Origin of the sequence: Streptomyces sp. NPDC005794 (genome assembly GCF_042871445.1) — a bacterium.
Taxonomy (GTDB): domain Bacteria; phylum Actinomycetota; class Actinomycetes; order Streptomycetales; family Streptomycetaceae; genus Streptomyces.
In genome coordinates this window covers 14,893-40,042 of sequence record NZ_JBIAIN010000009.1, presented here as the reverse complement: position 1 = coordinate 40,042, position 25,150 = coordinate 14,893, and the positions used below count along the sequence as shown (strand labels likewise).

Sequence of the window (25,150 nt, the reverse complement as noted above, 5' to 3'; positions counted from 1 at the left end):
TACCGAAGTTTACGTGGCGCGGGAGTGACCTAGGAACGGTGGTCGGCCACAGCCTTCAGCACATGCTCCGCCTCGACCCGGTCCTGGGCCCTGCGGCGGTCCTCCAGGACCGCCGTCCAGGCGTTGCGGCGGGCGGTGCGCTGGCCGCCGCTCATGAGCAGCGACTCGACCGCGCGGAGCGCGGTGGTGACGGTCGGGATGGCGTTGGCTCGTACCGGTGCGGCGTGCATCGTGGGTGTTCCCCCTCGGAGCGGATGCGCGCGCCCGGCGCGCACTGGGTAGCGGGAAGCAATGACGGCGGCGGCTGCGGAAGCCACCGCTCATGTACCTAGGGTCACTGCTCGGTGTTACCAGTGCATGACCGGTCGGTCAAACACCAATGAAACTCTGATTCCGGCGCCCCGCACGCCGACGCAGCCCATACGGGCCCCCGACCTGCGGGGGACGTACGGGCCGCGTCGTCGAGGCCGATACCGCTCAGTAATGTCTTGTGCGCCGATTCACACGGCGGACGCCGTCGCGGCGGTCGCGCCGCGCCGTTCCATCGCCTGCTGGAAGAGGCGTCCCGCGCGGTACGAGGAACGCACCAGCGGCCCCGACATGACGCCGGAGTAACCGATCGCGTCGGCCTCGTCCTTCAGCTCCACGAACTCCTGCGGCTTCACCCAGCGCTCGACCGGGTGGTGCCGTGCGGAGGGCCGGAGGTACTGCGTAATCGTGATGAGCTCGCAACCCGCGTCGTGCAGGTCCTGGAGCGCCTCGCTGACCTCCTCGCGGGTCTCGCCCATGCCGAGGATCAGGTTGGACTTCGTCACCAGGCCGGCCTCGCGGGCCCGTGTGATGACCTCCAGGGAGCGCTCGTAACGGAAGCCGGGCCGGATCCGCTTGAAGATCCGCGGCACCGTCTCGACGTTGTGCGCGAGCACCTGGGGGCGCGAGGAGAAGACCTCGGCGAGCTGTTCCGGCTCCGCGTTGAAGTCGGGGATGAGCAGCTCCACCTTCGTGGCGCCGCCCTCCCGGTCCGCGGTCAGGGCGTGGATCTGGCGCACGGTCTCCGCGTACAGCCAGGCTCCGCCGTCGTCCAGGTCGTCGCGCGCGACGCCGGTGATCGTGGCGTAGTTCAGGTCCATCGTCACGACGGACTCGCCCACGCGGCGGGGCTCGTCACGGTCCAGCGCCTGCGGCTTCCCCGTGTCGATCTGGCAGAAGTCGCAGCGCCGGGTGCACTGGTCGCCGCCGATGAGGAACGTCGCCTCGCGGTCTTCCCAGCATTCGTAGATGTTCGGACAGCCGGCCTCCTGGCACACGGTGTGCAGTCCCTCGCCCTTGACGAGCGCCTGCATCTTCGTGTACTCGGGGCCCATCTTCGCCCGGGTTTTGATCCACTCGGGCTTGCGCTCGATGGGGGTCTGGCTGTTTCGGACCTCCAGGCGCAGCATCTTGCGCCCGTCGGGTGCGACACCGGACACTCCGGCACCCCTTTGCTTTCGCTGCATTGGATTCTTCGGCGAACACCAGGGTACGCCCGTGGTTAGAACGGTCTTGCGTCTGGCCAACCTGTGGCCGACAGGGCCTATTCCCTAGGCCTGGACGGCAGGCCCCACAGCCGGCTCCTTCGGAGTGACGACGCGGGGCGCCGGCTCCGCGTTCTCCAGGACGTCACTCAGGTGCTTCTCGGCGACCGGGAGGACCTCGGAGATCGTGATCTCGCGGCCCGTCTCGTACGAGAGCGAGGTCACGCCCGCGTCCCGGATCCCGCACGGCACGATCCGGTCGAACCACGTGTTGTCCGGGTTCACGTTCAGCGCGAAGCCGTGCATGGTCACGCCCTTGGCGACGCGGATGCCGATCGCCGCGAGCTTGCGGTCCTCGCGGCGCTGGCCCGCGTTGGACGGCGCGTACTCGGGACCGTTCAGCCGGGGGTCGAACTCCTCGTCGTGCAGCCGGGGGTCGAAGTCCAGGGAGAGTCCGCCGAGCGCCGGGCGGTCCTCGACCGGGTCGCCGAGGACCCAGACGCCGCTGCGGCCCTCGACCCGGCTGGTCTGCACACCGAACTCCGCGGCCGTGCGGATCAAGGCGTCCTCGAGGCGGCGGACATGCGCGACCACGTCCACCGGGCGGGGGAGCTTCAGGATGGGGTAGCCGACGAGCTGTCCCGGACCGTGCCAGGTGATCTTCCCGCCCCGGTCGACGTCGATGACGGGGGTGCCGTCCAGAGGGCGTTCGCTCTCCGTGGTGCGCCGCCCCGCCGTGTAGACGGGCGGGTGCTCGAGGAGCAGGCAGGTGTCGGGGACGGTGTCCTCGAACCGGGCGGCATGCACCTCGCGCTGCTTCTGCCAGGCCTCCTGGTAGTCGACCGCTTCCTCGCCGAAGCCAAGACGGACGAACCGCAGCTCACTCACTCGGGTGCCTCCCTACTCGCGGTGCCGGAGGGCCGGGGGGTGTCCCCGGAGCCACGTCACCATGCACTGATGTGCGCCCTGAGCCACTGTACGACCGCCCCGGAACACGGAGTCGGGCAGGTTACGGGCAGGGCGCTTCCCGTCAGTGATCCGACAATCCTCACACGATCGGATGAACGTGGAGCGAAGGGCGTCGGCGCCACCGCCGGGGCGGTTAAGTTCGCGCCGTTCCATAACGGGCTCGCCCGCTCCCACTCGTGGGGGAGCCCGTAAGGGCTGCCCGCCCGGCGCCGAAGGCAGGAGACCTTACAGCTGATGTCGGAACGACCTCCACAGCGCACCCCGAACCGGCGGCTCGCTGCCCTCATCGCGGAGGCCGGGTTCTCCCACGCGGGCCTGGCCCGCCGGGTGGACCAGCTCGGCCTCGAACACGGGCTCGACCTGCGATACGACAAGACCTCGGTGACCCGCTGGCTGCGCGGACAACAGCCCCGGGGCACCACCCCCGCGCTGATCGCCGAGGTCTTCACCAGGCGGCTCGGCAGACGGCTCTCCGCCCAGGACCTGGGCCTCGACGCGTGCGCGCCCGTCTACGCCGGCCTGGAGTTCGCGGCGACCCCCGCCGAGGCCGTCGACATCGTCAGCGGGCTGTGGCGCAAGGACTCCGGAAGTCACGCGGAGCTGCGCAAGATCGCGTTCACGCCCGCCGGACTGGTCGTCCCCAGCAGGGACTGGCTGATCGGGCGGGCCGACGAATGGGGCGGCCACGCCGAGCCACCGAACCGTCCGAATACCGTCACCGGCCTGCCCGCCCCGCGTACGCCCGTCGAGGCCAACGGCGCCCGGGCGCCGCAGGGGCCGCACCGGACCAACGGGACCGGCGTCCCGCAGACCCACGGTGCCCCCGGTGTGACGCACGCGGCGGGCGTCCAGGGCGTACGGGCCGGTGGCCCCCGCGGTCCCGGCTCCGCCCGTCCGCCCGTACCGGCGGCACCGCCCCTGGGCGTACCGCGCCAGCGGCAGACGGACCGCGGCGCGGGAGAGCGGGTCGGCAGCGGCGACGTCGCGGCCCTGCGCTCGGTCGGCGAGCTCTTCCGCACGCTGGACAACGCCTACGGCGGCGGCCACGCCCGGCAGGCCCTCGTCCGGTATCTGGAACACGAGGCCGAGCCCATGCTCCGGGGGCGCTACGGCGAGGCGACGGGCCGCCGGCTGTTCTCCGCCGCGGCCGATCTGACCCGGCTGGCGGGATGGACCTCGTACGACATCGGGGCCCACGGCCTCGCCCAGCGCTATTTCGTCCAGGCGCTGCGGCTCGCCCAGGCCGCAGGGGACCGGGCGTACGGCGCCTTCGTCCTGATCACGATGAGCCGGCAGGCGGTCTATCTGGGGCACGGCAGGGAAGCCGTCCAGCTCGCCCGCGTCGCCCAGCAGGGCATCGGATCCTCCGCGCCGCCCGTCGTCCTGGCCCTGCTGCACGCGGTCGAGGCACGCGGACACGGAGTCCTCGGCGAGGCCAGGGCCTGCGTCGCCGCGCTCGTACGGGCGGAACGCGCGCTGGGCATCTCCCGGCCAGGGGACGACGTGCCGCCCTGGGCCCGCTACTTCGACGAGGCCCAGCTCGCCGACGAGTTCGGCCACTGCCACCGGGATCTGCAGCAGTACCGTGCCGCCGCCCAGCACGCGGAGAGGTCGCTCCAGCTGCGCGCACCGGCGTACGCCCGGAGCAGGCTGTTCTGCCGAGTGGTGCTCGCCTCCGCACGGCTCGGGCTCGGCGAGCTGGACCAGGCGTGCCTGCTGGGCGCCGAGGCGGCCCAGCAGGCCGCGGAGATGCGGTCGGTGCGCGCGACGGAGTACGTACGGGACTTCGAGCGCCGTCTGGAGCCGTACCGGGACGCCGTCGCCGTACGCGGCTACCGCGACCGGGTCGCCGCGCTCGGCTGACACCGGCCTACGCGGCGGCGGGCAGCTCCGTCCCGTCCGCCGGCCCCCGGCGCACCCCCAGGTCCCTGAGGATCGCCGAGGCGGCGCGCCTGCCGGAGCGCAGGGCGCCCTGGACCGTGCTGGTGTCACGGTGGTCGCCGCACACGTACAGCCCGGCGAGCAGCCGGACCGGCCGACGCGGGTCGTGCGGCGGTGGCATGGCCGGGACGGCCTCCGGGTCATGACGGGCGGCCAGCAGTTCCCAGTCGTGGGTGGGTGTGCCGTACAGCCTGGCGAGATGGGCGCGCACCTCGCCGTCGAGGTCCGGCGGCGGCGGGCCGAGCACCGTCGAGGTGATCAGGGCCCGGCCGCGCGGGGCGCGTGAGGGGTCGACCTCGCTCATCACGGCGGTGTGCGCGACGGGCCCCGAGCGGTCCGCGTCGAGCAGCAGGCGGCCCCCGGTCGGCGGTGCCGCGACCGTGGTGTGGTGCACCACGGTCACCTGGTGGAACGCCGGAGTCCGCAGCCCCGGCAGCAGTTCGGCGGCGGCTCCCGCGCCGGTGGCCAGCAGGAGCGACCGGCAGCCGAGCTCACCGTGCTCCTTGGTCCGTACGGAGGTGATGTCGGCGGCCGTCACATGCACCCCGGTGCGCACGGTCCCGGGGGGCAGGGCGGCCGCCAGCAGCTCCGGCAGCGTCGCGGAACCGCCCGAGGGGACGCAGAGCCGGCCGCGCGCGTGATCCCGGAGGGTGAGGTCGGCCATGCGGCTCGACGTGATGAGCCCGGGGTCGCCGAGCAGCGCCGAGAGCAGGGGGCGCAGGAATCCGGCGACGACGCGCGGCGAGAGGCCGCGGGCCGAGAGTGCGTCGAGCGCGGCCCTGTCGGGCCGGGCCAGGATCCGGGACTCCGGAGTGGCGGCGAGACGGGCCAGCCAGGCACCGAGCCTGGCCTGTTCGATGGCTCCGCCCAGGGGTGCGCGAGGGGCGCTCGATCGGGAGCGCACGGCACGCAGCGCGCCCCGCGCGCTCCGTACGTCGCCGGCGCGGTACTGCCGTCCCCCGCTGTGGACGAGCACCCCGGGAGCGAAGTCCCGCAGCACCAGGCCGTCGAGCCCCGGGGTGGTGCTCAGCTCCGGATACGCCGAACTGAGCAGCGGCCCCAGATGGTCGAGCCGGAACCCGTCCACCTCGTCGGTCGCCATCCGGCCGCCGACGTGCGCCGCGGCCTCCAGGACGCTGACGCCCACTCCCGCGCTGATCAGCTGGTGGGCCGCCGAAAGGCCGGCGATCCCGGCCCCGATGATGACCACATCCGCGTGGTCTGCTGTGTGTGCCCTGAGCACGTGCCCCTCCCCGAGTCGGTGCGACTGGTGGGGGGCTATTGCCCCCAACAGGCCCCCGGAATGCCCGAGTTCGGGTCGATGCCAGGTGTATGGCCGAGAGAGGCGCAGTCGCGCGCACCCCGGGCACCGGTGCACGGGGTGCGCACGGCGGCCCGGCGCCGGGCCGCCGACGGGAGAGGCCGTGGTCAGCGCAGTGCGGAGCGGATGGCGTCGTCGATCCCGGGGAAGGCGAACACGAAGCCCGAGTCGAGAAGTTGGCCGGGCAGCACCCGCTGGCTGGCCAGGACGTCCCCGGCGAACTCTCCGAGCGCGGCCCTCAGCGCGGGCGCCGGGGCGGTGAACAGGGTCGGACGCCGCAGCACCCGCCCCATGGCGGCCGTCACCTGGCCGTTGGTGACGGGGGAGGGGCCCGTCAGATTCACCGGACCGGCCAGCGTCTCCGTGTCCAGGATGTGCCGCAGCGCCGCGATGTGGTCGTGCAACGCGATGAAGCTCCAGTACTGCCGGCCGTTGCCCATCCGCCCGCCGAGCCCCGCCTTGAACAGCGGGAAGAGCCGTCCCCAGGCCCCGCCCCGCCGGGAGACGACCAGTCCGGTCCGGGCGTGGACCGTGCGCACGCCCGCTTCCTCGGCGGGAGCCGTGGCCTCCTCCCACTCGACGCACACGGAGGGCAGGAAGCCGTCGCCGGGCGGCGCGCTCTCGTCGACGGCACGGTCCCCGGTGTCGCCGTAGAAGCCGACGGCGGACCCGGACAGCAGCACCTTCGGTGGGGTGTCCAGGGAGGCCACCGCCTCGGCGACGGCCGCGGTGCCCAGGACCCGGCTGTCCCGGATCTCCCGCTTGTAGGCCTCGGTCCACCGGTGGTCCCCGACTCCGGCGCCGGCGAGGTGGACGACGGCGTCGCAGCCGACCAGGCCCGCCACGTCGACGTACTGGCGCTTCGGGTCCCACTCCACCTCGTCGCCGGTGGCGGCAGGGCGGCGCACCAGGCGCACCACCTCGTGCCCGTCGGCGCGCAGCGAGCGCACGAGCGCCGCTCCGATGAGTCCGGACGATCCGCTGACGGCGATACGGGAACGCAGCATGGCCCCATCCTGCCCCATGGGTCACGCGGAAATGCGGCGTGGCACAGTGGTGCCATGGCCCCGTTCCCCCTGCGCCCTGTCCGCCGCGCCGTGCCCGGGGACGGCGACGCCCTCGGGGAGCTCGACCGGGCCACCTGGTCGACGCTGCACGCGGTGCAGCCGAGGCCGCAGCCGCCGTACGAACCGTTCTTCGACGAGCGGCACCGGCCCGAGGACGTGCTCGTCGCGGAGACCGACAGCCCGGGCGAGGGACCACGCCTGGCCGGGTACATCCGGATCGTCCCGCCCACCCCGCTGGCCTGCAACGCACACGTGCGGCAGATACAGGGGCTGGCGGTGGCCGAGCGGGCACGCGGGCAGGGCGTCGCGCGGGCCCTGCTGCGGGCCTCGTTCGCCGAGGCGCGGCGCCAGGGCGCGAACCGCGTCACGCTGCGCGTGCTCGGGCACAACGCTCCGGCCCGCGCGCTGTACGCCGCCGAAGGGTTCGTGGTGGAGGGCGTGCTGAGCGGTGAGTTCTTCCTGCACGGGCGCTACGTCGACGACGTGCTGATGGGCCGTCCGCTCGCTCCTTGAGCGGCCGGGGCGGCGCCTTCAGACCGCGCCGAAGCGGTTCCGGAGCGAGGGGTACCGCGCGGCCAGTACCGCGTCGTCCTCCAAGCTCACCGGGGTGCCCGCCGGCTCCGTGGGCTGGGGCGGCAGCCCCAGGTCGGGGGCGACCACCCCGGTGAGCTGCTCGTAGGCCTCGTCGGCGGCGTAGCCGAGGTCCTCGCCGTCCCCGTCGAGGTCCTCGTCGAAGTCGTCCAGCAGCTCGGCCAGGCTGTCCGGGTCGTGCACCGCGCCTTCGAAGACCTCCCGGCCCTGCCCGATCAGCCAGCATCGGAAGTAGTCGAACGCGTCGTCGCTCGCCCCGCCCAGCAGCACGGCCGCCGCGCCCCACAGGTCCCAGCTGTACGCACGGTTGTAGCGGGCCTCGAAGTGCCTGGCGAAGTCCAGCACGGAGTCGGGATCGAGCCGCACCAGCCGTTCGACGAGCAGGTCGGCGTGGTCCTCGGGGTCGCCCTCGGCGGCCTCGCGGGTGCTGTCGATGATCTCCCAGAACTCCGTCTCGTCCATCACGGGTCCAGCATCTGCCCCGACGGCGGGCGACGCACGCTCAGACACCGAAATGAGGCCTTCGGCATCACTTCCGGGCCAGTTCAGCGATAGAGCTCGCGCAGTCGTTCGGCGGTATCGGCAAAACGTTCGCGCAGGGCGGCGGGTGCGAGGACCTCCACCTCGGGCCCGAGCGCGAGGAGCTGGCTGTACGCCACCTCCTCGGACTCGACCGGCAGGACGACCGTGCGCCGGCCGTCCGCGTCCGGGCCGGCCGCCCCGGGCAGTGCCTCCTCGACGGCGGCCCGGTCCATGGCGTACGGCAGCCGCCGTACGCCTTCCTCCGACAGCCGTACGGTCACCTCGGCGCGCAGGATCGCCCGGGCGAACTGCGCGGCCCGTTCCTCCCAGAAGCGCGGCAGGTCGAAGTCCTCGTCCCGTACGAAGCGGGTCTCCGACACGGTGACGGCGGTGAACCGGTCGATCCGGTACACCCGGAAGTCCTCCCCGGCCCGGGCGCAGAGGTACCAGACCCCGGCCTTCAGGACGAGGCCGTGCGGAGCCAGCTCCCGCTCCACCTCGCCCGCCGGCCGGCGGCGGTAACGGGCCCGGACCAGCCGGTCGTCCCAGACGGCCTCCGCGACGGCGGGCAGCAGCTCGGGGGTGGCCGGATCGTGGTACCAGCCGGGGGCGTCCAGATGGAAGCGCTGGGCAGCGGTGTGCGAGGCGTCCCGGAGCGAGGGGAGCAGCGCGGCCGAGACCTTCAGCCGGGCGGCCGAAGCGGCGTCGTCGAGCCCCATCTCGCGCAGCGCGGAGGGCAGCCCGGACAGGAAGAGGGCCTCCGCCTCATGCCGGGCCAGTCCGGTGAGCCGGGTGCGGTAGCCGCCCACGAGCCGGTAGCCACCGGCCCGGCCCCGGACCGCGTACACGGGCACGCCCGCCTCGGAGAGCGCCTGGGCGTCCCGGGTCACGGTGCGCTCCGACACCTCCAGCTCCCCGGCCAGCTCGGCGGCGGTCATGGAGGGCCGGGACTGCAGGAGCAGCACCATCTTGATCAGCCGGGCAGCACGCATGCCGCCATTGTGCGTGCCCGCACCGCGCCTCCACAGGCCGCCCCGGCCCATGGAGGCGCGCGCGGGGTGGACGACCGCAGGGCGGGCTCGAAGCGAGCCCGCCCTGCGGTGTGAGAGGAGACAGCCGTCCGGCCACCCGTCCCTCAGAGGCCGTACTTCTCCCGGGCCTCCTTGACCTTCGAGGCCGGGATCTCGCCGCGGCGGGCCAGCTGGGCCAGCGCGGCGACCGCGACGGACTCGGCGTCGACACCGAAGTGGCGCCTGGCGCCCTCGCGGGTGTCGGAGAGGCCGAAGCCGTCCGTGCCCAGCGAGGACCAGTCCTGCTCCACCCACTGGCTGATCTGGTCCGGGACGGCGCGCATCCAGTCGCTGACCGCGAGGACCGGGCCCGGTGCGCCGGAGAGCGCCTGGGTCACGTAGGGCACGCGCTCCTCGCCGCGGAGCAGCGCCTCGTCGGACTCCAGCGCGTCGCGGCGCAGCTCGCCCCACGAGGTGGCGGACCAGACGTCGGCCGTGACACCCCAGTCGGCGGCCAGCAGCTCCTGGGCCTGCAGGGCCCAGTGGATCGCCGTGCCCGAACCGATCAGCTGGAGACGCGGCGCGTCCGCCGAGGCGGGCGTGCCCTCCTTGAAGCGGTACAGGCCCTTGACGATGCCCTCCTCGACGCCCTCGGGCATCGCGGGCTGCTGCTTCGGCTCGTTGTAGACCGTCAGGTAGTAGAAGACGTTCTCGGCCTCGGGGCCGTACATCCGCCGCAGACCGTCCTTGACGATCACCGCGATCTCGTACGCGAACGCCGGGTCGTAGTTGAGCGACGCCGGGTTCGTGGACGCGATCAGGTGCGAGTGGCCGTCCGCGTGCTGGAGGCCCTCACCCGTCAGGGTCGTACGGCCGGCCGTGGCGCCGACGATGAAGCCCTTGCCGAGCTGGTCGGCGAGCTGCCACATCTGGTCGCCGGTCCGCTGCCAGCCGAACATCGAGTAGAAGATGTAGAACGGGATCATCGTCTCGCCGTGCGTCGCGTACGACGTGGAGGCGGCGATGAAGTCGGCCATGGCACCGGCCTCGGTGATCCCCTCGTTGAGGATCTGGCCGTCCTTGGCCTCCTTGTAGTACATCAGCTGGTCGCGGTCGACCGGCTCGTACGTCTGGCCCATCGGCGAGTAGATGCCGGCCGAGGGGAACAGCGACTCCATACCGAAGGTACGGGCCTCGTCCGGGACGATCGGAACCCAGCGCCTGCCGGTCTCCTTGTCCCGCATCAGGTCCTTCACCAGGCGGACGAACGCCATGGTGGTGGCCATCTCCTGCTTGCCCGACCCCTTGTACAGGGCCTTGAAGGCACGCTCCTCGGGCTGCGGCAGCGCCACGGGGTGCACCCGGCGGGCGGGGGCCGGACCGCCGAGGGCGGCTCGGCGCTCCTGGAGGTAGCGGACCTCCGGGGAGTCGGCGCCCGGGTGACCGTAAGGAACCAGCCCGTCCGCGAAGGCGCTGTCCGGGATCGGGAGGCCGAGCAGCTCACGCATGCCCTTGAACTCGTCGATCGACAGCTTCTTCATCTGGTGGTTGGCGTTCTTGGACTCGAAGCCCTTGCCGAGCGTGTAGCCCTTGACCGTCTGGGCCAGGATCACCGTCGGCGCGCCCTTGTGCTCCACCGCGGCGCGGTAGGCCGCGTACACCTTGCGGGCCTCGTGGCCGCCTCGGGAGCTGTAGAAACACTCCCCGATCTTGGCGTCGCTGAGCAGTTTCGCCAGTTCGGCGAGCGCGGGCTCGGCGCCGAAGAAGTGCTCGCGGATGTAGGCCACGTCGCGCGTCGCGTACGTCTGGAACTGCGCGTCCGGCACCTCGCGCAGGCGGCGGATCAGCGCACCCGTGGTGTCCAGCTGGAACAGCTCGTCCCAGGCGTTGCCCCAGAGCGTCTTGATGACGTTCCAGCCGGCCCCGCGGAAGGCGCCCTCCAGCTCCTGGACCACGCGGAAGTTGGCGCGGACCGGGCCGTCGAGGCGCTGCAGGTTGCAGTTGATGACGAAGGTCAGGTTGTCGAGCTGCTCACGGGCCGCGAGGGCGAGGGCGGCGGTCGACTCGGGCTCGTCCATCTCGCCGTCGCCCAGGAAGGCCCAGACGTGCGAGTTCGACGTGTCCTTGATGTTGCGGTTGGCCAGATAGCGGTTGAAGCGGGCCTGGTAGATCGCCGAGAGCGGGCCGAGGCCCATCGACACGGTGGGGAACTCCCACAGCCAGGGCAGTCGCCGGGGGTGCGGGTAGGACGGCAGGCCGTCGCCACCGGACTCCTGGCGGAAGTTGTCGAGCTGCTGCTCGCTGAGGCGGCCGTCGAGGAAGGCGCGGGCGTAGATGCCGGGCGAGGCGTGGCCCTGGATGTAGAGCTGGTCGCCGGAGCCGTCACCTTCCTTGCCGCGGAAGAAGTGGTTGAAGCCCGTCTCGTACAGCCAGGCCGCCGAGGCGAACGTGGCGATGTGGCCGCCGACGCCGTACCGGGCGCCACGGGTGACCATCGCGGCCGCGTTCCAGCGGTTCCACGCGGTGATCTTCGATTCCATCTCCAGGTCGCCGTCGAACGCGGGCTCGGCGGAGGTGGGGATGGTGTTGACGTAATCGCTCTCCAGCAGCTTGGGCAGCGCGATGCCGGCGCCCTCAGCGTGCTGGAGCGAACGCCGCATCAGGTACGCGGCGCGGTGCGGGCCCGCGGCCTTGGTGACGGCGTCGAGGGAAGCCGCCCATTCGGCGGTCTCCTCGGGGTCGCGGTCCGGGAGCTGGTCGAGCTCGCTCGGAAGCTTTGCTACGGGGTCGGTCATGATCGCCGCCTTCCGGAGTGGGAGGGGGTGGAGAAGTCCCTGGCTGGCAGGACAGGGCGATGGGGCCGGTGGGCCCGCGGATGAACTGTAAGTCTCCGATCGATGATCGATCAAAGGGTGAAGAGTAAAACTTCTCGATATGAAGAAAAGTGGCATGCGGTGCCGCGAAATGGGGCACGGGGTGACGGGACCAAGGGGGTGAAACGGGCACCGACCTGCACGGCAGAGCGGGCCGCACCGCAGATGGGCGCCTGCTCGTGCCCGGTCTCAGGCGCGTGGCGCGCAGCCCAGGACGTGCTCCTTCACCAGCACGGCGATCTGTGGGTCCCGCCGCAGGAACGCCTCGATGAGCGCCTGGTGCTCCTCGGCGTACGACTTCTGCACGGTGCCCAGCCAGCGGATCGACAGGGCCGTGAACACCTCGATGCCCAGTCCCTCCCAGGTGTGCAGCAGCACGGCGTTCCCGGCCGCCCGCACCATCTCCCGGTGGAAGCCCACCGTGTGCCGCACCTGCGCCTCGCCGTCGGCCAGCCGGTCCGCCTCGTACAGCGCCGCCACGTGCGGGGTGAGCGCCGAGCAGTCCTGGCCGAGTGCCGGGGCGGCCAGCTCCGCCGCGATCTGCTCGAGCCCGGCCCGTACGGGGTAGCTCTCCTCCAGATCGGCCGCGGTGAGATTGCGTACCCGGACGCCCTTGTTGGGCGCCGACTCGATCAGCCGCAGCGTCTCCAGCTCGCGCAGCGCCTCGCGCACGGGAGTCTGGCTGACCTCCAGCTCGGTGGCGATACGGCGCTCCACGATCCGCTCGCCCGGCTTCCAGCGCCCGCTGACTATTCCTTCCACGATGTGCTCGCGGATCTGTTCGCGCAGCGAGTGGACGACGGGCGGGGTCATGGGGGGCTCCTTCGGGGCGAACCGGTACTGCCGGCGCCGACACGGCGGCCGGAGACGACCGGCGGTGTCTAGACAATACGGCGGCGCCCCCGTTCGGAAGGGTTCCGAACGGGGGCGCCGCTGGTGAGGCTGGTTACAGCTGGAGGATCAGAGGCCGAGCTCGACCTCGAACTCGCCGGCCTCGAGGATCGCCTTGACCGTCGTCAGGTAGCGGGCGGCGTCCGCGCCGTCCACCAGACGGTGGTCGTAGGAGAGCGAGAGGAACGTCATGTCGCGGACACCGATGACGGTGCCCTCCTCGGTCTCGATGACCGCCGGACGCTTGACGGTGGCACCGATGCCCAGGATGGCCGCCTGGTTCGGCGGCACGATGACGGTGTCGAACAGCGCACCGCGCGAACCGGTGTTGCTGATGGTGAAGGTCGCACCCGACATGTCGTCCGGGGTGAGGCCGCCACCGCGGGCCTTGCCGGCCAGCTCGGCGGTCTTCTTCGAGATGCCGGCGATGTTCAGGTCGCCCGCACCCTTGATGACCGGGGTCATCAGACCCTTATCGGCGTCCACGGCGATGCCGATGTTCTCCGAGTCGAAGTACGTGATCGTGCCTTCGTCCTCGTTGATCCGGGCGTTGACGACCGGGTGGGCCTTCAGCGCCTGGGCGGCGGCCTTGACGTAGAACGGCATCGGGGAGAGCTTGACGCCCTCACGGGCCGCGAAGCCGTCCTTCGCCTTGTTCCGCAGCTTCATCAGCTTGGTGACGTCGACCTCGACGACCGAGGTCAGCTGGGCCTGCGAGTGCAGCGCCTTCATCATGTTGTCGCCGATGACCTTGCGCATGCGGGTCATCTTGACCGTCTGACCGCGCAGCGGGGACGCCTCGAGCTTCGGCGCGGCCTTGGCTGCCGGGGCGGCGGCGGCCGGAGCCGGAGCTGCGGCGGCGGCCTTGGCGGCCTCCGCGGCGGCCACTACGTCCTGCTTGCGGATACGGCCACCGACGCCGGTGCCCTTCACCGCGCCCAGGTCGACGCCGTTCTCGGCGGCGAGCTTGCGGACCAGCGGCGTGACGTACGCGCCGTCGTCACCGGAGGGCGCGGCCGGAGCTGCGGCAGCCGGTGCCGGGGCGGCCGGCGCGGCCTGAGCCGGTGCCGGGGCGGGAGCCGCAGGTGCGACCGGAGCCGGAGCGGCGGGTGCGGCCGGGGCGGGAGCCGGAGCCGCGGGTGCGGCCGGGGCGGGTGCCGGGGCGGCGGGTGCGGCCGGGGCGGGTGCCGGGGCCGCGGCGGGGGCCGGGGCGGCCGGAGCCGGAGCGGCGGCCGGGGCAGCGCCCGGAGCACCGATGACGGCCAGCTTGGCGCCGACCTCGGCGGTCTCGTCCTCGCCGACGACGATCTCCAGCAGCACACCGGCGACCGGTGCGGGGATCTCGGTGTCGACCTTGTCCGTGGAGACCTCGAGCAGCGGCTCGTCCTCCGCGACCTCCTCGCCGACCTCCTTCAGCCAGCGGGTGACGGTGCCCTCGGTGACGCTCTCGCCGAGCGCCGGAAGGGTGACGTCGGTGCCGGAGGCACCACCGGCCGGAGCGGCGGCGGGAGCCTCGGCGGCAGGGGCCTCGGCGGCGGGCGCCGGAGCCTCCTGGGCAGGTGCGGCGGCGGGAGCCTCGGCAGCGGGTGCCTCGGCAGCCGGAGCCTCGGCGGCGGCGGGCGCGCCCGAGCCGTCGTCGATGATCGCCAGCTCGGCGCCGACCTCGACGGTCTCGTCCTCGGCGACCTTGATGGACGAGAGCACGCCGGAGGCGGGCGCGGGGATCTCGGTGTCGACCTTGTCGGTCGAGACCTCGAGCAGCGGCTCGTCGGCCTCGACGCGCTCGCCCTCGGCCTTCAGCCAACGGGTGACAGTGCCCTCGGTGACGCTCTCGCCGAGCGCCGGAAGGGTTACGGAAACCGACATGGTTTCAGTTGCTCCTTACGAATGTGCGGAAGTGGTCGGTCGTCCCCGGGACTGGATCAGTCGTGGGAGTGGAGAGGCTTGCCGGCCAGGGCCAGGTGGGCCTCGCCCATCGCCTCGTTCTGCGTCGGGTGGGCGTGGATGAGCTGCGCGACCTCGGCCGGCAGCGCCTCCCAGTTGTAGATCAGCTGGGCTTCGCCGACCTGCTCGCCCATACGGTCACCGACCATGTGGACGCCGACCACGGCACCGTCCTTGACCTGGACGAGCTTGATCTCGCCCGCGGTCTTCAGGATCTTGCTCTTGCCGTTGCCCGCGAGGTTGTACTTGAGGGCGACGACCTTGTCCGCACCGTAGATCTCCTTGGCCTTGGCCTCGGTGATACCGACGGAGGCGACCTCGGGGTGGCAGTACGTCACCTTCGGCACGCCGTCGTAGTCGACCGGAACGGTCTTGAGGCCGGCCAGACGCTCCGCCACCAGGATGCCCTCGGCGAAGCCGACGTGCGCGAGCTGGAGGGTCGGGACCAGGTCACCGACGGCCGAGATCGTCGGGACGTTGGTCTGCATGTACTCGTCGACGAGGACGTAGCCGCGGTCCATCGCGACGCCGGCCTCCTCGTAGCCCAGACCCTGCGAGACGGGGCCGCGGCCGATCGCGACCAGCAGCACCTCCGCCTCGAAGGTCTTGCCGTCGGCGAGGGAGACCTTCACGCCGTCCTGCGTGTACTCGGCCTTGTCGAAGAAGGTGCCGAGGTTGAACTTGATGCCGCGCTTGCGGAAGGCGCGCTCAAGAAGCTTGGAGCTGTTCTCGTCCTCGACCGGGACCAGGTGCTTCAGACCCTCGACGATGGTGACGTCGGTGCCGAAGGACTTCCACGCCGAGGCGAACTCGACGCCGATGACGCCGCCGCCCAGGACGATCGCGGACTTCGGCACACGGTCCAGCTTCAGCGCGTGGTCCGAGGAGATGACGCGGTTGCCGTCGATCTCCAGGCCGGGCAGCGACTTCGGCACGGAGCCGGTCGCCAGGAGCACGTGGCGGCCCTGGACGCGCTGCCCGTTCACATCCACCGAGGTGGGCGACGAGAGCCGGCCCTCACCCTCGATGTAGTGCACCTTGCGCGAGGCGATGAGGCCCTGCAGGCCCTTGTACAGGCCCGAGATCACGTCGTCCTTGTACGCGTGGACGGCCTCCATGTCGATGCCCTCGAAGGTGGCCTTCACGCCGAACTGCTCGGCCTCGCGGGCCTGGTCGGCGATCTCGCCGGCGTGCAGCAGCGCCTTCGTGGGGATGCAGCCGTTGTGCAGGCAGGTGCCGCCGACCTTGCCCTTCTCGATCAGTGCGACGTCCAGGCCCAGCTGAGCTCCGCGCAGGGCCGCGGCGTAACCGCCGCTACCACCGCCGAGGATCACTAGGTCGAAAACGGTGCTGGCGTCGTTCGCCACGTCACGTCCTCCATGCATGTGCGCCGTATGCCGGGCCCCGTCGCTGGGGTGTGACCGGCCGGTCGGCTGGTGTTCGGCCGCTTGCGTTATTCGGCCCTGTGGTGGGGGCCCTGTCCTGCCGAGAACCCATCTTCGCACTTGTTGCGGGCGAACGAGACGCGGGCCCCCGCTCCGGGCCGGACGAAGATCCTGGCCGGGTGGTTACCGGTGTGCGCAGATTTCCGGAAAAACGCCGGTCGGAGCCACCGGAGTGAACGCTTACGGCCCCGGACGTATGCCCGGGGCCGTCCACGCCGTGAGTGGACCTGGCGCGCGGGGTCCACGCGTGGGCCCCGGCTCCGGGACTCAGCCGAGGTCGCCGTCCGCGGTGCGCTCCGCCAGCCGCACCAGGGTGCGGACCGCGGAACCGGTGCCGCCCTTGGGCGTGTAGCCGTACGGCGCGCCCTCGTGGAAGGCCGGGCCGGCGATGTCCAGGTGCGCCCAGGCGATGCCCTCGCCCACGAACTCCTGCAGGAAGAGACCGGCCACCAGGCCGCCGCCCATCCGCTCGCCCATGTTGGCGATGTCGGCGGTCGGGGAGTCCATGCCCTTGCGCAGGTCGGCGGGGAGCGGCATCGGCCAGGAGGCCTCGCCGACCTCCTGGGCGATCTCGTGGATCGACGTACGGAAGGCGTCGTCGTTGGCCATCACGCCGAAGGTGCGGTTGCCGAGGGCCAGGACCATCGCGCCCGTCAGGGTCGCCACGTCGACGATCGCGTCCGGCTTCTCCTCGGAGGCGCGGGTCAGCGCGTCGGCGAGGACCAGGCGGCCCTCCGCGTCGGTGTTGAGGACCTCGACGGTCTTGCCGCTGTACATGCGCAGCACGTCACCGGGGCGGGTGGCGTTGCCGGACGGCATGTTCTCGGCGAGGGCCAGCCAGCCGGTGACGTTGACCCGGAGGCCGAGGCGGGAGGCGGAGACGACGGCGGCGAACACGGCGGCGGCACCGCTCATGTCGCACTTCATCGTCTCGTTGTGCCCGGCCGGCTTGAGCGAGATGCCGCCCGAGTCGTAGGTGATGCCCTTGCCGACCAGGGCGAGCGTCTTCTCCGCCTTGGGGTGGGTGTAGGACAGCTTGACCAGGCGCGGGCCGTGCGTGGAGCCCTGACCGACGCCGAGCAGACCGCCGAAGCCGCCCTTGACGAGCGCCTTCTCGTCCAGGACCTGCACCTTGACGCCGTGCTCCTTGCCGACCGCGGTGGCCACGGCGGCGAAGGACTCGGGGTACAGGTCGTTCGGCGGGGTGTTGATCAGGTCACGGGCCCGGTTGATCTCCTCGGTGACCGCGACGGCGCGCTCGGCGGCCGCCTTGAAGGCCTTGTCGCGAGGCTTGGCACCGAGCAGGGCGATCTCGGCGAGCGGAAGCTTCGCGTCGGACTTGGCGCCCTTGGGAGCGAGCTTGTTCTCGCCGCCCTGGTAGGCGGTGAAGGCGTACGCGCCCAGCAGGGCGCCCTCCGCGATGGCCCCGGCGTCCTCGGCGGACTCCGTCGGCAGCGCGAAACCGGCCTTCTTCGAACCCTTCAGCGCACGTGCGGCGCTGCCCGCGGCCCGGCGCAGCGCCTCGGCGTCGTACGCGTCACCCTTCGCCGGGGCCGGGCCGAGCCCGACCGCGATGACGACGGGGGCCTTGAGACCGGACGGGGCGGGGAGCTTGGTCACCTCGCCCTCGGCACCGGAGGCGCCCAGGGTTACCAGGACGGTGGCGAGCTTGCCGTCGAACGCCTTGTCCACGGCCTCGGCGCCCGGTGCGACGACCAGGGCCCCGGACTTGGACCCGGCGCCCTTGGCGACACCGACGACGAGTGCGTCGGCGCGCAGCGTCGCCGCACCTGAGGTGCTGAGAGTGAGAGCAGTCACGGTGGTGAATTCTCGCTTCCGTTGAGTGATGTGCCGGTCGAGGGGTGGGCCGACCGTGCCCGGCGCATCGTAGATGTCGCCGCAATGCGCCGCTGACGAGCCTACGCGCGCCCGTGTCCCCGGCTCACGGGGGCGGGCCGTCCGGGTACGGCCCCAGGGTCTCGGGCTTCGGTCCTAGCTCAGCGACAGCGCCAGCAGGGCCACCGTGCCGGCCGTCTCCTCCAGCGCACCGAACACGTCGCCCGTCACCCCGCCGAAGCGCCGGACACAGTGACGCAGCATCAGTTCTGAGGCCCCCAGGCCCGCCAGGGCGGCGAGGGCGAGGTGCGGCGCGGAGCCGTAGCCGCCCAGCAGCGCGCCCGCCCCCGCGCAGCACACGACCACCGCGCCGGCCACGGCCGCCGCGCCGCCGGGCGGGACGGTGCCCGCGACCGCCGCGCCGAGGCCCTCCGGCCGGGCGGGCGGGACGCCGCGCCGCGAGGCCAGTGTGAGCGCGAGCCGGGCCGTGACGGCGGCGGCGACCGTGCCCAGGGCGCCGTCCGCCCAGCCGCGGCCGTACAGCTCGTGGAGAGCCGCGACCTGCGCCAGCAGCACGAACAGCAGGGTGATCACACCGAACGGGCCGATGTCCGACTGCTTCATGATCCGTAGCGCGTCTGCGGCGGGCTTGGCGCTGCCCAGCCCGTCGGCGGTGTCCGCGAGACCGTCCAGGTGCAGCCCACGGGTCAGCGCGGCGGGGAGGGCGGCGGAGGCGACCGCCGCCATCAGGGGCCCCGACCCGCCGAGCAGGAACAGCACTCCGGGGACGGCCGCGAGCAGCCCCACGGCGAGTCCGGCGAGCGGGGCGCACAGCATGCCGGCGCGAGCGGTCCCACGGTCCCAGCGGGAGACGCGGACGGGGAGCGCGGTCAGGGTGCCGAAGGCGAATCGCAGGCCGTGGCTGTTCAGGGAGGTCACCGCGCGCAGGCTAGCCGGTGCGGCAGCGCGTCAGATTGGGCAAAGTAACCCAAAAGCCGCGAAGGCGGTTCCACGGGCGGAGGTGGCATGGGTCACTGGTTCCATCACGACATCGTCGAGCCGGGCAAACTCCCGCTGCTGCTCGCCCTGAGCGCCTTCGTGCTGACCTTCGCCATCACCCGGATGATCACCCGGATGATCAGGGCCGGGAAGGGGCCGTTCCGCAACATCGCGCCCGGCGGTGTGCACGTCCACCACGTGGTGCCCGGTGTCGTGCTCACGGTGGTCGGCGGCTTCGGGGCGGTCGCCTGCGGTCAGCGCGGTGTCGCAGCCGGGATCCTCGCGGTGGTCTTCGGGATGGGGGCCGGCCTGGTCCTCGACGAGTTCGCGCTGATCCTCCACCTCGACGACGTGTACTGGACCGAGGAGGGCCGCCAGAGCGTGGAGGTCGTCGTCCTCACCGCCTCGCTCGTCCTGCTCGTGCTCGCCGGCTTCGCACCGCTGGGCGTGGACCAGCTGAGCGGAGAGCAGCAGCAGAACCGGCTGGGGGTCGTCCTGACCTACGTCCTCAACTTCGGCTTCGTGCTGATCGCCCTGTTCAAGGGCAAGGCCCGGATGGCGGTGATCGGCACCCTCGTCCCGTTCATCGCGATGATCGGCGCGCTCCGGCTGGCGCGGCCGGCCTCGCCGTGGGCGAAGCGGTTCTACCGCCGCCGCCACCGGGCCCGCGCCAAGGCGGTGCTGAGGGCGTACCACCACGATGTGCGCTGGGCGCGGCCGCGACGCAGGTTCCAGGACCTGATCGGCGGGGCCCCGGACAGGACCCCGCTGCCGGGTCCCCGCCCGGGCGACGGAACCTGAGGCACCGCCGCCGGGCTCCGGCGGCGGTGCCTCAGATGCTCAGGCCGTCGTGTCCGCGGGCGCCGTGTCCTCGGACGGCTCCTCCGCTGCCTCTGCTGGCTCAGCTTCCTTCTCGGCGGGCTCCGGTGCGCGCTCGGGCAGTTCCGCCGCCAGCGCGGCCGCGGCCTGGACGAGCGGCAGCGCCAGCAGGGCCCCGCTTCCCTCACCCACCGTCACCCCGTGCTCCAGCAGCGGGGTCAGCGCCATCCGGTCCAGCGCCTTCAGCTGCGCCGGCTCCCCGCTGAGCTGACCCGCCAGCCACCAGTCCGGGGCCCGGAACGCCGCCCGCTGGGCCACCAGCGCACAGGCCGCCGAGACCACGCCGTCCAGCACCACGGGCATCCGGCGCACCGCGCTCTGCAGCAGGAATCCCGTCATGGCCGCGAGGTCCGCGCCGCCCACGGTGGCCAGCAGCTCCAACTGGTCACCGAGGACCGGCCGGGCCCGCCGCAGCGCGTCCCGGATCGCCGCGCACTTGCGCATCCACGCCAGGTCGTCGATGCCCGCACCGCCGCGTCCGGTGACCACCGAGGCGTCCGTGCCGCACAGCGCGGCGATCAGCGTCGAGGCCGCCGTCGTACCGCCGACACTCAGATCACCCAGCACCACGAGATCCGTGCCGGAGTCGGCCTCCTCGTCGGCGACGCGCATCCCGAGCCGTACGGCCTGCTCGGCCTCCTCGGCCGTCAGCGCGTCCTCGACGTCGATCCGGCCGCTGCCGCGCCGCACCCGGTGGCGTACGACGGCCTCGGGCAGCAGCTCCGGGTCGCAGTCCAGGCCGGCGTCCACGATCCGCACGGGGACGGAGAAGCGGCGGGCCAGCACGGCGACGGGGCTCGCGCCGTCCAGCGCCGCGCGTACCAGCTCGTGCGCGGTCCCGGCAGCCCGGCCGGACACCTCCAGCTCCGCCACGCCGTGGTCACCGGCGAACAGCACGACGCGCGGCCGCTCGATCGCCCTGACGGGGACCGACTGCTGGGCTGCCGACAGCCATTCACCCAGCTCGTCGAGCCGCCCGAGTGCGCCGACGGGAACGGTGAGCCGCTCCCGTCGTTCCTCGGCATCACGCCGTACGCCCCCGTCGGGGCGTTCGATCAGGTCGGAGAAGTCGTCCAGATTCACGGGGATCTGCCTCGCGGGTCGTCACAGGGTGGGCAGGAACCCGCCGGAGGGCTCCTGCCCGGAACAGTACCCGGCACCGTCTCCCGCGCCCCTGGCCCGCACCCGCCCGCGGCTCAGCCCCGCAGTACCAGCGCCTGCCCGGCCACGACCAGCAGCACCTGCTCGCACTCGGCGGCGAACGCGGCGTTCAGACGTCCCAGTTCGTCGCGGAAACGCCGCCCGGAGGCCGTCGCCGGGACCACGCCCGAGCCGGTCTCGTTGGTCACGGCGACGACCGTACGACGTGTCCCGCGCACCGCGCGGACCAGCTCGGCGACCCGTTCGCGGAGCTTCTCCGCCCCGCCGTCCGCCCACCGGCCGTCGTCCCACGCGCCGACCCGGTCCATCGCGTCCGTCAGCCACAGCGACAGGCAGTCGATCAGCAGCGGCGGACCGTCCTCCTCCAGCAGGCCCGTCAGTTCGCAGGTCTCCTCGGTGCGCCACGCGGCGGGCCGGCGCTCCCGGTGCAGCCCGATCCGGGCCTCCCACTCCGCGTCGCCCTCGCGGCGCCCGCCCGTGGCCACGTACACCACCTCGGGGAAGGTCTCCAGGCGCTGCTCGGCCTCCACCGACTTCCCCGAACGGGCCCCGCCGGTGACCAGCGTGCGGCGGGGCACCTCGGATGCGGCGTGGTACGCGCCCACCGGCAGCGTCGTCCCGTCCGGTACGGCCCGCGCCCCGCCGGCCGCGAGCCGGCGGTCCAGCTCGGCGCCGGGCGGCGCGTCGTGGTCCAGGTGGACGGCGATCACCTCGGTGGTGGGCCCGACGGCCTCGACGGCGCGCAGTCTGGCCACGGCGTCCGGACGCGCGACCACATCGCACACGACCATGTCGTACGGGTCCGTCACCCGGTCGGCCAGACCGGCGGGGGAGGCCCCGGGCGGCAGGTAGAGCAGGCGTTCACCTTCCGGTGACGTCACCTCGTAACCGGTGCCGGGCGCGTCCATCGCCACGGCCCGGATCCGGTGCCCGCTGATCAGTGTCAGCTCCTGGCCGTCCGGGACACGCCCCGCCGGCGGGAGCGAGGCGGGCAGCTCCATCGCGGGACCGTCATGGGGGTGGGTCAGCAGCACCTGCCGTACGGCGGCGAGGGAACGGCCCGCGCGGGCGGCGGCGAACACGGCGCCCGGGGTGAGGTCCAGCAACAGCGCGTCGTCCACGAGCAGCGCGGTCGCGGCACGTGCCCCGGCACCGCGGGAGGACGCGCAGACGGCGCAGGGGCAGTCGGGCCGCGGCAGCCCGTCGGGGGCTCCGGTGCCGAGCAGTGTCAGTTCCACGCTCTGATCCTCCCGTGTCCATCCACCACCTGCGCGCCCGGGACACCCACTAGTCTTCGGGGAGCAACGTGACCCAGGAGGCGGACATGGCGTGGACGTGGCGGTTCGAGAAGTCCGACGGTACGGAGACGGAGCCGGCGCTGCAGCCGGAGGAGTTCACGACCCAGGGCGACGCGGAGTCCTGGATCGGTGAGTTCTGGAAGGAGCTCCTCGAGGGCGGCGCGGACCAGGTGACGCTCTTCGAGGACGCGACGAAGATCTACGGCCCGATGAGCCTCCAGGCCGACTGAGGCCCGCAGGCCCGCCCGGACGGCGTCCGGGCGGGCCACCACCCCGTGCCCGGACCGCCCCTGACCGGCTCTCAGATCTCGCCCAGGGTGACTCCGGCGGTCTTCGCCGTGTCACCTCGCGTGTACGTCACCCTGACCTCCTGGCCCGGCTTGTCGCCCGCAAGGGCCTCCGAGAGCGAGGTGATCGTCGTGATCCGGGTGTCGCCGATCCGGGTGATGATGTCCCCGGCGCGCAGGCCGGCCTTCTCCGCGGCTCCGCCCTTCTCGACGCTGACGATCGCGACACCGGCGGGCCGGTACGCGTCGTCGACGACGGTGCGGCCCGTGATGTTCAGCGCCGCCCGGCCCGAGTCGGTGACCTTTCCCGACTCGATGATCTGGTCGGCGACCGTCCGCACCATGGAGACGGGGATGGCGAACCCGATCCCGGGTGCCGCGCTGTCGCCCAGCTGGGGGTCCGTCGCCGCGAGGGTCGGGATGCCGATCACCTCGCTGTCGAGGTTCACCAGGGCGCCACCGCTGTTGCCCGGGTTGATCGCCGCCGAGGTCTGCACCATGTCGGCGAGCGTCGCCCCGGTGCCGCCGCCCGAGCTGCTCTCGCTGACGGTCCGCCCCACGGCCGAGACGATGCCCTGGGTGACACTGCTGGACAGGCCGAGCGGTGAGCCCATCGCCAGGACGATCTGCCCCACCTCGACCTCGTCGGTGTCCCCGAACTCCGCGGCCCGCAGCCCGTCGGGGAGGTCGTCGAGCCTGATGACGGCCAGGTCCTGTTCCGGATAGGAGGAGACCAGGGACGCCTTGAGCACCTTCTCGCCCGTGGCGACGCTCACGTCGAAGCTCTTCTCGTCGCCCACGACATGGGCGTTCGTGACGATATGGCCCTTGTCGTCGTAGACGATGCCCGACCCGAGCCCGTCCCCGGCGCCGATCTGCACGACGGAGGGCAGCACGTCCTTGATGACGGCCTGGTACCGATCCTCCAGGTCGCCGGCGGCCGGTGACACCGCGGCCTGCTGGGCCGGGGCGGCCGACGGGGCGGGGCCCGGCCCGGCGCAGCCGCCTGCCAAGGTGATCGCGCAGACTCCGGCGGCCAGGGGCGTGAGCGAGCGGCGTACCCGGCTGGAGGAAGGGGTTGCGTCCATGCCCGGAGTATCGCCAGGGCCCGCCGTGGACGGCCTGCGCTGGTGGTCCGATCAGGCGTACGACCGCGTGCCCGTACCGATCGGGCGTACGGCCGAGACGGCGTCAGCCGCGTACGCCGCACAGATGCAGCAGCGCGGCCACCCCGCGGTACGGATCGGTCCGGCCCGCCCGGTCCTCGGCGGCGAACACGCGCGCCAGCTCCTCGGGGCCCGGCAGTTCCACCTCGTTGCTCACGTTGTCCGTGAAGACCCGTACGCCGTACCAGGCGTGCAGCGGGGCGGCGATCCCCCCGAGGGTGGCCCGCAGTACCTCGAGCCGGTCCGCCCGGACGTCGAGGCCGAGCCTGTTGGTGTACGTGTCCGTGTCGAACGCGGCGAGAGCCGCGCCGAAGGCACCGGCCGTTCCCGGCCGCATCGCCAGCGCGTCCGCGTTCCGCACGAGCAGCGAGAGCAGCCCGCCGGGGGCCAGCACCCGAGCCAGGCCGGCCAGCAGCGCGTCCGGCTCGGAGACGTACATCAGCACGCCGTGGCAGAGCACCACGTCGAAGCTGCCGGGCGGGAAGTGCACCCCGGTGTCACGGCCGTCGCCCTCGATGAGGCGCACCCGCTCCCGGATGCCCTCGGGCTCGCCCGCCAGGGAATCCCTGGCCGACCGCAGCATCTCGCCGTCGGACTCGAGGCCCGTCACGGAATGCCCGGCCCGCGCCAGACGCAGGGCCTGGGTGCCCTGGCCCATGCCGACGTCGAGCACCCGCAGCCGCTGCCCCACGGGGAAGCGCGCGGCTATCTGCTCGTCGAGCTGCCGGGCGACGAGCTCCTGGCGGACCGTGTTGCGCAGTCCGCCGAGCCCGCCGAGCCACTGGGACGAGACCCCCGTGAAGCCGGAGGTCTCCGTGCTCAGGGCCGCTCTCCCCGCTTGACCTGCGGCTTCGGAAGCCGCAGCCGGCGCATCTGGAGCGTGCGCATCAGGCCGTAGGCCACCGCGCCGCGCTTCGGGGTGTCCGGGAAGCGCCGGGCCAGCTGCTTCTTGAGACGGAACCCGAGGCCGATGGAGTCCACGACGATCAGCACGATCACGCCGAGCCAGAGCAGCAGCGAGATGTTCTGGATGTTCTGGACCTGGATCACGCTGAGGATCAGGATGATCACCGCGAGCGGAAGGAAATATTCCGCGATGCAGAAGCGCGAGTCCACGAAGTCACGGACATAGCGGCGCACGGGCCCCTTGTCGCGTGCGGGCAGGTAGCGCTCGTCGCCCGACGCGAGCGCCTCCCGCTGCCGGGCCATGTCCGCTCGACGCGCTTCGCGCTGGCGCTTCGCGGCCTCCTTGCGATCGGTCGGCGTGCCGCTGGAGGCACGTCGGCGCTGCGTCTGGGCCTCGCTGCGCTTGGGGGTGGGGCGACCCTTGGGAGCCTGAGGGTCGCGGGGCTGCTTGGAGAGGTCCGCCGTCACCTTGCCGGTGGGGGCCTTCTCTTCCTTGGAACGGCTACGGAACACAAAACCCAAGGGTACGG

22 protein-coding genes are annotated in these 25,150 nt (G+C 72.5%); 4 read left to right on the top strand and 18 right to left on the bottom strand.

The genetic code is table 11. The features are described 5' to 3' along the window. Positions 1-29 precede the first annotated feature (29 nt). The 3 genes from ACFYQ5_RS16215 to lipB form a co-directional block, all read right to left on the bottom strand. A complete protein-coding gene (locus ACFYQ5_RS16215) occupies positions 30-230 on the bottom strand; it encodes a hypothetical protein (protein WP_356707364.1) in 201 nt (66 codons plus the stop codon). A gap of 270 nt (positions 231-500) precedes the next feature. Next, positions 501-1,469, bottom strand: a complete 969-nt coding sequence (lipA, locus tag ACFYQ5_RS16210; RefSeq protein ID WP_389197949.1) for a lipoyl synthase — start codon at positions 1,467-1,469, stop codon at positions 501-503. A 111-nt stretch (positions 1,470-1,580) separates the two neighbouring features. Next, positions 1,581-2,402, bottom strand: a complete 822-nt coding sequence (lipB, locus tag ACFYQ5_RS16205) for a lipoyl(octanoyl) transferase LipB (RefSeq protein WP_389197948.1) — start codon at positions 2,400-2,402, stop codon at positions 1,581-1,583. Between the two features lie 315 nt (positions 2,403-2,717). Between lipB and ACFYQ5_RS16200 the strand changes: the two genes are divergently transcribed. Next, on the top strand, positions 2,718-4,346 hold the full coding sequence (locus ACFYQ5_RS16200) for a regulator (RefSeq protein WP_389197947.1): 1,629 nt from the start codon (positions 2,718-2,720) through the stop codon (positions 4,344-4,346). A 7-nt stretch (positions 4,347-4,353) separates the two neighbouring features. Here the strand turns inward: ACFYQ5_RS16200 and ACFYQ5_RS16195 are convergent, their stop codons facing one another. Together ACFYQ5_RS16195 and ACFYQ5_RS16190 are read right to left on the bottom strand one after the other, a co-directional pair. Continuing rightward, a complete protein-coding gene (locus tag ACFYQ5_RS16195) occupies positions 4,354-5,667 on the bottom strand; it encodes an NAD(P)/FAD-dependent oxidoreductase (RefSeq protein ID WP_389197946.1) in 1,314 nt (437 codons plus the stop codon). Between the two features lie 185 nt (positions 5,668-5,852). After that, a complete protein-coding gene (locus tag ACFYQ5_RS16190; protein WP_389197945.1) occupies positions 5,853-6,752 on the bottom strand; it encodes a TIGR01777 family oxidoreductase in 900 nt (299 codons plus the stop codon). A gap of 54 nt (positions 6,753-6,806) precedes the next feature. On the opposite strand from ACFYQ5_RS16190, the gene ACFYQ5_RS16185 reads away from it, so the two are divergent. Further along, on the top strand, positions 6,807-7,325 hold the full coding sequence (locus ACFYQ5_RS16185) for a GNAT family N-acetyltransferase (RefSeq protein ID WP_389197944.1): 519 nt from the start codon (positions 6,807-6,809) through the stop codon (positions 7,323-7,325). An 18-nt stretch (positions 7,326-7,343) separates the two neighbouring features. On the opposite strand, the gene ACFYQ5_RS16180 is transcribed toward ACFYQ5_RS16185, so the two are convergent. The 8 genes from ACFYQ5_RS16180 to ACFYQ5_RS16145 form a co-directional block, all read right to left on the bottom strand. After that, complete coding sequence (locus tag ACFYQ5_RS16180; protein WP_389198279.1) at positions 7,344-7,865, bottom strand: DUF4240 domain-containing protein; 522 nt, start codon at positions 7,863-7,865, stop codon at positions 7,344-7,346. A gap of 83 nt (positions 7,866-7,948) precedes the next feature. Further along, positions 7,949-8,917: a helix-turn-helix transcriptional regulator gene (locus ACFYQ5_RS16175; RefSeq protein ID WP_389197943.1), complete on the bottom strand. Its 969-nt coding sequence runs from the start codon at positions 8,915-8,917 to the stop codon at positions 7,949-7,951. 143 nt (positions 8,918-9,060) lie between these two features. After that, positions 9,061-11,730: a pyruvate dehydrogenase (acetyl-transferring), homodimeric type gene (aceE, locus tag ACFYQ5_RS16170; protein WP_389197942.1), complete on the bottom strand. Its 2,670-nt coding sequence runs from the start codon at positions 11,728-11,730 to the stop codon at positions 9,061-9,063. A gap of 267 nt (positions 11,731-11,997) precedes the next feature. Continuing rightward, the gene (locus tag ACFYQ5_RS16165) at positions 11,998-12,621 is read right to left on the bottom strand and encodes a GntR family transcriptional regulator (protein ID WP_389197941.1); all 624 of its coding nucleotides are present in this window, start codon (positions 12,619-12,621) and stop codon (positions 11,998-12,000) included. A 147-nt stretch (positions 12,622-12,768) separates the two neighbouring features. Beyond that, the gene (gene sucB / locus ACFYQ5_RS16160) at positions 12,769-14,565 is read right to left on the bottom strand and encodes a 2-oxoglutarate dehydrogenase, E2 component, dihydrolipoamide succinyltransferase (RefSeq protein ID WP_389197940.1); all 1,797 of its coding nucleotides are present in this window, start codon (positions 14,563-14,565) and stop codon (positions 12,769-12,771) included. A 56-nt stretch (positions 14,566-14,621) separates the two neighbouring features. Further along, positions 14,622-16,010: a dihydrolipoyl dehydrogenase gene (gene lpdA / locus ACFYQ5_RS16155; RefSeq protein ID WP_389197939.1), complete on the bottom strand. Its 1,389-nt coding sequence runs from the start codon at positions 16,008-16,010 to the stop codon at positions 14,622-14,624. Between the two features lie 345 nt (positions 16,011-16,355). Beyond that, positions 16,356-17,906, bottom strand: a complete 1,551-nt coding sequence (locus ACFYQ5_RS16150; protein WP_389197938.1) for a leucyl aminopeptidase — start codon at positions 17,904-17,906, stop codon at positions 16,356-16,358. Positions 17,907-18,080: 174 nt separating this feature from the next. Continuing rightward, on the bottom strand, positions 18,081-18,863 hold the full coding sequence (locus ACFYQ5_RS16145; protein WP_389197937.1) for an adenosylcobinamide-GDP ribazoletransferase: 783 nt from the start codon (positions 18,861-18,863) through the stop codon (positions 18,081-18,083). An 87-nt stretch (positions 18,864-18,950) separates the two neighbouring features. On the opposite strand from ACFYQ5_RS16145, the gene ACFYQ5_RS16140 reads away from it, so the two are divergent. Next, positions 18,951-19,724 (top strand): hypothetical protein, encoded by a 774-nt coding sequence (locus ACFYQ5_RS16140; protein ID WP_389197936.1) that lies wholly within the window; start codon positions 18,951-18,953, stop codon positions 19,722-19,724. Between the two features lie 39 nt (positions 19,725-19,763). Here the strand turns inward: ACFYQ5_RS16140 and cobT are convergent, their stop codons facing one another. Then, entirely contained in the window at positions 19,764-20,885 is a 1,122-nt protein-coding gene (cobT, locus tag ACFYQ5_RS16135; protein ID WP_389197935.1) for a nicotinate-nucleotide--dimethylbenzimidazole phosphoribosyltransferase, read from the bottom strand. 113 nt (positions 20,886-20,998) lie between these two features. Next, complete coding sequence (locus ACFYQ5_RS16130; RefSeq protein ID WP_389197934.1) at positions 20,999-22,201, bottom strand: bifunctional adenosylcobinamide kinase/adenosylcobinamide-phosphate guanylyltransferase; 1,203 nt, start codon at positions 22,199-22,201, stop codon at positions 20,999-21,001. Positions 22,202-22,287: 86 nt separating this feature from the next. Between ACFYQ5_RS16130 and ACFYQ5_RS16125 the strand changes: the two genes are divergently transcribed. Further along, positions 22,288-22,491: a hypothetical protein gene (locus ACFYQ5_RS16125; RefSeq protein WP_099176312.1), complete on the top strand. Its 204-nt coding sequence runs from the start codon at positions 22,288-22,290 to the stop codon at positions 22,489-22,491. Between the two features lie 71 nt (positions 22,492-22,562). Here the strand turns inward: ACFYQ5_RS16125 and ACFYQ5_RS16120 are convergent, their stop codons facing one another. The 3 genes from ACFYQ5_RS16120 to ACFYQ5_RS16110 form a co-directional block, all read right to left on the bottom strand. After that, positions 22,563-23,636: a S1C family serine protease gene (locus ACFYQ5_RS16120; protein ID WP_389197933.1), complete on the bottom strand. Its 1,074-nt coding sequence runs from the start codon at positions 23,634-23,636 to the stop codon at positions 22,563-22,565. Between the two features lie 103 nt (positions 23,637-23,739). Continuing rightward, positions 23,740-24,474: a class I SAM-dependent methyltransferase gene (locus tag ACFYQ5_RS16115; protein WP_389198277.1), complete on the bottom strand. Its 735-nt coding sequence runs from the start codon at positions 24,472-24,474 to the stop codon at positions 23,740-23,742. Positions 24,475-24,533: 59 nt separating this feature from the next. Continuing rightward, positions 24,534-25,133 (bottom strand): DUF3043 domain-containing protein, encoded by a 600-nt coding sequence (locus tag ACFYQ5_RS16110; protein ID WP_389197932.1) that lies wholly within the window; start codon positions 25,131-25,133, stop codon positions 24,534-24,536. Positions 25,134-25,150 lie beyond the last annotated feature (17 nt).

What these genes read in the sequence shown, in the direction of transcription:
- ACFYQ5_RS16215 (WP_356707364.1), bottom strand. Translation starts at nt 230, where the DNA reads ATGCACGCCGCACCGGTACGAGCCAACGCCATCCCGACCGTCACCACC.
- ACFYQ5_RS16165 (WP_389197941.1), bottom strand. Translation starts at nt 12,621, where the DNA reads ATGACCCCGCCCGTCGTCCACTCGCTGCGCGAACAGATCCGCGAGCAC.
- ACFYQ5_RS16175 (WP_389197943.1), bottom strand. Translation starts at nt 8,917, where the DNA reads ATGCGTGCTGCCCGGCTGATCAAGATGGTGCTGCTCCTGCAGTCCCGG.
- ACFYQ5_RS16125 (WP_099176312.1), top strand. Translation starts at nt 22,288, where the DNA reads ATGGCGTGGACGTGGCGGTTCGAGAAGTCCGACGGTACGGAGACGGAG.
- sucB (WP_389197940.1), bottom strand. Translation starts at nt 14,565, where the DNA reads ATGTCGGTTTCCGTAACCCTTCCGGCGCTCGGCGAGAGCGTCACCGAG.
- ACFYQ5_RS16180 (WP_389198279.1), bottom strand. Translation starts at nt 7,865, where the DNA reads ATGGACGAGACGGAGTTCTGGGAGATCATCGACAGCACCCGCGAGGCC.
- ACFYQ5_RS16200 (WP_389197947.1), top strand. Translation starts at nt 2,718, where the DNA reads ATGTCGGAACGACCTCCACAGCGCACCCCGAACCGGCGGCTCGCTGCC.
- ACFYQ5_RS16185 (WP_389197944.1), top strand. Translation starts at nt 6,807, where the DNA reads ATGGCCCCGTTCCCCCTGCGCCCTGTCCGCCGCGCCGTGCCCGGGGAC.
- ACFYQ5_RS16190 (WP_389197945.1), bottom strand. Translation starts at nt 6,752, where the DNA reads ATGCTGCGTTCCCGTATCGCCGTCAGCGGATCGTCCGGACTCATCGGA.
- ACFYQ5_RS16120 (WP_389197933.1), bottom strand. Translation starts at nt 23,636, where the DNA reads ATGGACGCAACCCCTTCCTCCAGCCGGGTACGCCGCTCGCTCACGCCC.
- aceE (WP_389197942.1), bottom strand. Translation starts at nt 11,730, where the DNA reads ATGACCGACCCCGTAGCAAAGCTTCCGAGCGAGCTCGACCAGCTCCCG.
- ACFYQ5_RS16140 (WP_389197936.1), top strand. Translation starts at nt 18,951, where the DNA reads ATGGGTCACTGGTTCCATCACGACATCGTCGAGCCGGGCAAACTCCCG.